This window comes from Pricia sp., assembly GCF_041745955.1.
Taxonomy (GTDB): domain Bacteria; phylum Bacteroidota; class Bacteroidia; order Flavobacteriales; family Flavobacteriaceae; genus Pricia.
In genome coordinates this window covers 1-3,952 of sequence record NZ_JBGTHY010000535.1, presented here as the reverse complement: position 1 = coordinate 3,952, position 3,952 = coordinate 1, and the positions used below count along the sequence as shown (strand labels likewise).

Sequence of the window (3,952 nt, the reverse complement as noted above, 5' to 3'; positions counted from 1 at the left end):
GACCCTGTCCCCGACCCCAATGCCCAAGGCACCACCGGAGGCGCCTTCACCTATAATGATTACGATGATCGGCACTTTCAAACGGGTCATTTCAAGAATATTCCGGGCGATGGCCTCGCCCTGCCCGCGTTCTTCCGCCTCTATGCCCGGATAGGCTCCCGGGGTGTCGATTAGGCACACCACGGGTATACCGAACTTTTCGGCGGATTTCATGGCGCGCAAGGCTTTTCGGTAGCCTTCGGGGTTGGCCATCCCAAAATTGCGGTATTGTCGGGTTTTCGTATTGTATCCTTTTTGTTGGCCGATAAACATATAGCTTTGATCGCCGATCTTTCCGAGACCGGTGATCATCGCCTTGTCATCCTTTACGTTCCGGTCGCCGTGTAGCTCAAGAAATGCCTCTCCACATATGGCATTGATATAATCTAACGTGTAGGGCCGGTTCGGGTGTCGCGATAATTGCACCCGTTGCCAGGCCGTAAGGTTCTTGTAGATTTCCTTACGGGTATCGGCCAGTTTTTTTTCGATCTGCTTGCAGGTCTCGGTCACGTCGACATCGCTCTCTTCACCGATGACCATGCATTTGTCGAGCTGTTCCTCGAGCTCCTTAATAGGGAGTTCAAAATCGAGATATTCCATATTTTGATAGGTTTAGTTTGATGTACTCGTCTTGGTTGTGCAAATATAAAATTTTCTGAACGTTTGTTTCGGATTTAAAGGATTTAAGGTTTTAATCGCTACTGCCTACGCCCTTCCTACCTTTTCGCTTTTTGCAACAGCACAAAAGCCAAAATACCGAAGAGTAGGTTCGGAAGAATTACCGCCAATAACGGTGAAAAGCCTGCTTGTTCGGCCAGGGTACCGAAAACCTTGTCAAAAAATATAAATATGAACGCTACTACGATACCGAAGGCCAGGTTTACGCCCATACCGCCCCTTCGTTTTACCGAGGCTACGGCGACTGCGATGATGGTCAGGATAAAGGCCGATATCGGAAGCGCCCATCTTTTGTACTTTACGAGAACGTACGTATTGATGTTGGAAGCCCCTTTTTGTCGCTGATCGGCAATGAACTTGTTCAGTTCGAAAATATTCTTGGTTTCCGCGACGTAAGATACAGGGGTCAGGTCACCGATGTCAAACGTGAACAAGGTATCCAGCCGGCGTTTGGTGTCGACCAATGCGGTATCGTTCACCAACTTTCTTTTTTGGTACGAGGTCAAGCGATAGAGGCTATCCTTTTCGACCCAGCGGATATTGGCCGCGGAAATCTTGAAATCCAGTTCATTATCCTTGTTGAACCGCTCATACGTAAAATTGTACCCGATCTGTCTGGCCGGGTCGAAACTGCTCACATAAATAAAATCCGTTTTATTGAGCTGAGTAAATACGTTGTTGGTCACCCGGTCCTGCTTTCCCGTTTTCAAGTATTTGAACTTGAACTCATTAAATCCCTTGCTCGCCTTGGGCACAATGAACATCCCCATAATAAACATCATAAGGGCTATAATGGATGCCCCGATAAGATAGGGCCGTAAAAATCGGTTGTAGGACACCCCGGAACTTAAAATCGCGACGATTTCGGTATTACTGGCAAGCTTCGAGGTGAAAAAGATGATGGATAGGAATAGAAAAATCGGAAACAACAGACTACCTATATATATGGTAAAGTTGCCGAAATAGACCAAAATTTCATCCAAAGGCGCCTCGTTGGCCTGCATTTTGCCGATCTGCTCCGCCAAATGGGCCATGATACCGATGGGAATAAACAATAATATCATCACCCCAAAAGTGAGCAGGTAGCGTTTTAATATGTATTTGTCGATTATGCTCAGCACTAGAGTCGTTTATCCATTTGTTTCACCATGACGGCCTTCCACTGCGAAAAATCCCCCACTAAAATATGCTTTCTGGCCTCACGTACCAACCAAAGGTAAAAACCGAGGTTGTGTATGGTGGCGATCTGTTTGCCCAAATATTCGTTGGCCGCGAACAAGTGCCGTAGATAGGCCTTCGAGTATTGGGTATCTACAAAAGTAAGGTCCATTTCATCGACCGGGGAAAAATCGTCTTCCCATTTTTTGTTCTTGATATTGATGGTGCCGTGGGCGGTGAACAACATGCCGTTTCTGGCGTTTCGCGTTGGCATCACGCAGTCGAACATATCGATGCCCAAGGCAATATTTTCCAAAATATTGATCGGTGTACCTACCCCCATCAGATACCGGGGCTTGTCTTGCGGAAGTATGTCGCAGACCACCTCGGTCATCGCATACATCTCTTCGGTCGGTTCTCCGACGGATAATCCTCCGATGGCATTGCCCTCTGCTCCTACTCCCGCGATGTACTCTGCGGACTGCTTCCGAAGATCCGTATAGGTCGAGCCCTGCACTATCGGGAAAAACGTCTGCGAATAGCCGTACTCAAAGGGAGTTTTTTCCAAATGAGCGATACAGCGCCCCAACCAACGGTGCGTCATGTGCATCGAACGTTGTGCATACTTGTAATCACAGGGGTACGGGGTACATTCGTCAAACGCCATGATGATATCGGCCCCGATAGTACGCTGAATTTCCATGACCCGTTCGGGCGTGAACATGTGGGTCGAGCCGTCGATGTGCGATTTGAACTTGACGCCTTCCTCCTTGATCTTTCGGTTGCTGGATAGGGAATATACCTGATACCCGCCACTGTCCGTAAGGATATTGCGATCCCACCCCATGAATTTGTGGAGTCCCCCAGCTTGCTTCAGGATATCCGTTTTCGGACGAAGGAATAAATGGTAGGTATTCCCCAGGATGATATCGGGATTAATATCCTCTCTCAATTCCCGCTGATGCACGCTCTTTACGGATGCCACAGTGCCCACGGGCATAAAGATCGGGGTTTCTATCGTGCCGTGATCGGTGACCATGGTACCGGCACGTGCCTTGCTATGAACGTCTGTCTGGTGTAGGGTGAACTTCAAAATTTCAATTATGGGGGCAAAGATAATCAACTGCGCTACATTACTAACTTAACGAAAAAATAAAAGGATTAAAAATAATTCCGACACCACTTGTATTCCCAAAAGATTGCGATTACATTTGGAAAATTCTTAAATAAAGGCATTACAATGGCAGAACTGGATAAATTACAGGATATCGTTACGCAGACCCGAAGGGATATTCTAAGGATGGTGCATGGTGTGAATTCGGGGCATCCCGGAGGCTCATTGGGCTGTACGGAGTTTTTTATCGCCCTGTACTACGAAATCATGAATCTTAAGGATGATTTTGATATGGACGGGAAGGATGAGGATATTTTCTTTTTATCCAACGGACATATTTCCCCGGTATGGTACAGCGTGCTGGCCCGGAAAGGCTACTTTCCCGTAAAGGAAATGGAAACCTTCAGAAAATTGGACTCCCGATTACAGGGACACCCGACCACCCACGAAGGACTTCCCGGCATTCGTGTTTCGTCCGGATCTTTGGGCCAGGGCATGTCCGTCGCCATCGGCGCCGCCCTTGCCAAAAAGCTTAATGGTGACGACCATTTGGTCTTTAGCCTGCACGGTGACGGTGAATTACAGGAAGGCCAGAATTGGGAAGCCATTATGTACGCCGCCGGTAACAAGGTCGATAATATCATCTCGACAGTAGACCGCAACGGACAGCAAATCGATGGCCCCACGGAAGAGGTGCTGCCGCTGGGCAACCTAAAACAAAAGTTCGAAGCCTTCGGATGGGACGTGCTCGAGGTACAGGACGGCAATAATATGGAAGCCGTAATCAAGGGACTGAACGAGGCTAAAAGCAGAACGGGCAAGGGAAAACCCGTTGCCATTATCCTGGATACGGTCATGGGCCACGGCGTCGATTTTATGATGCATACGCATGCCTGGCACGGCAAAGCGCCGAATGATGAACAGTTAGAGGATGCACTTTCTCAGAACGCGGAAACGCTGGGG

4 protein-coding genes are annotated in these 3,952 nt (G+C 48.3%); 1 reads left to right on the top strand and 3 read right to left on the bottom strand.

What is annotated here, in order from left to right:
- From ACEW8S_RS19035 to tgt, 3 genes are all read right to left on the bottom strand, one after another.
- A partial coding sequence (locus ACEW8S_RS19035; protein WP_373519687.1) for a carboxyl transferase domain-containing protein occupies positions 1-639 on the bottom strand: 639 nt, incomplete at its 3' end.
- Positions 640-755: 116 nt separating this feature from the next.
- The gene (locus ACEW8S_RS19030) at positions 756-1,835 is read right to left on the bottom strand and encodes an LptF/LptG family permease (protein WP_373519688.1); all 1,080 of its coding nucleotides are present in this window, start codon (positions 1,833-1,835) and stop codon (positions 756-758) included.
- A 2-nt stretch (positions 1,836-1,837) separates the two neighbouring features.
- The gene (tgt, locus tag ACEW8S_RS19025; protein ID WP_373519686.1) at positions 1,838-2,968 is read right to left on the bottom strand and encodes a tRNA guanosine(34) transglycosylase Tgt; all 1,131 of its coding nucleotides are present in this window, start codon (positions 2,966-2,968) and stop codon (positions 1,838-1,840) included.
- A 147-nt stretch (positions 2,969-3,115) separates the two neighbouring features.
- Between tgt and ACEW8S_RS19020 the strand changes: the two genes are divergently transcribed.
- Positions 3,116-3,952, top strand: an 837-nt coding sequence (locus ACEW8S_RS19020; protein ID WP_373519685.1) for a transketolase, incomplete at its 3' end; no start/stop codon positions are given.